The 1,099-nt window shown below is 57.4% G+C and carries 1 protein-coding gene; it reads right to left on the minus strand.

Annotated features, from left to right (window positions below; genetic code table 11):
* Positions 1-138: 138 nt before the first annotated feature.
* Complete coding sequence (locus tag ABHR76_RS10055; protein ID WP_022094328.1) at positions 139-699, minus strand: ferritin family protein; 561 nt, start codon at positions 697-699, stop codon at positions 139-141.
* Between the last annotated feature and the right edge of the window lie 400 nt (positions 700-1,099).

A 1,099-nucleotide genomic window follows, 5' to 3' on the forward strand; every position in this document is an offset into this window, starting at 1 on the left:
TAGGGAGAGGGCCTGACCCCATATCGTTGGGGCCAGGCCCGATTTTGCCTCTTGACAATGTCCTGCTCATATTAAAAAGGCCCGAACCAATACGGTCCGGGCCTCATCGAGCTAGAGGTTATGTCTCAAGCGGTTGGCTTAGCCAAAGTAGCGCTTGAGCAGGCCGGCGAAAGCCTTGCCGTGACGAGCCTCGTCGCGAGCCATCTCGTGCACGGTATCGTGGATGGCATCGAGGCCAGCGGCCTTGGCGCGCTTGGCAAGATCAGTCTTTCCGGCGGTGGCGCCGTTCTCGGCCTCAACGCGCATCTCGAGGTTCTTCTTGGTGGAGTCGGTCACGACCTCGCCCAGGAGCTCAGCGAACTTGGCGGCGTGCTCGGCCTCCTCGTGGGCAGCCTTCTCCCAGTACAGGCCGATCTCGGGATAACCCTCGCGATGGGCGACGCGAGCCATGGCCAGGTACATACCGACCTCGGAGCACTCGCCCTCAAAGTTGGCGCGCAGGTCGGCAACGATGTCCTCGGAGACGCCCTCCATCTTGGCGACGCCCACGACGTGCTCGGCAGCCCACTCGAGCTGACCCTCCTCCTGCTTCAGGAAGCGAGAACCGGGAACGCCGCACTGGGGGCACTTGAAGTCCTCGGGCAGCTGGTCGCCGTCGAACTCTTCCACATAACCGCAAACGGGGCAAACAAACTTCATGATTCGATCCTTTCGATCGATGGCGATTGTGCGCTCGTCCGGTCCCGTAAGGGCCCTCTCCGGACGTGCGTCTTGACGAGTTCTATTATCCATAAATGCAACCAAATGTGAAGCCTATTAGGAATGATTTTTAATAAAACAATTTTGAGATATGAAGATGTTGATTGATTAACGATTGGCAGGCCGCCTTTGACCGCCGCTGAGTACAATCGGTCGAGCAAATGTTGACCAATCAACAAATGAAGGAGTTTCCTTTATGCATCTAGCCCGTCGTGCCTGGTGCCGAACATATCAGACGGTTTTTCGCATTGCATTGCCGATCCTGCCCTATACCGAGCCGCGCATTTTGGAGCATGCCGAGGATGTGCCCGCGGTGCTTCAAAAGCGCTCGATCCAGAAG

It is taken from the genome of Collinsella aerofaciens (genome assembly GCF_039752985.1).
Lineage (GTDB): Bacteria > Actinomycetota > Coriobacteriia > Coriobacteriales > Coriobacteriaceae > Collinsella > Collinsella aerofaciens_BT.

Coding starts and splice junctions, on each gene's coding strand:
- ABHR76_RS10055 (WP_022094328.1), bottom strand. CDS start 699: ATGAAGTTTGTTTGCCCCGTTTGCGGTTATGTGGAAGAGTTCGACGGC.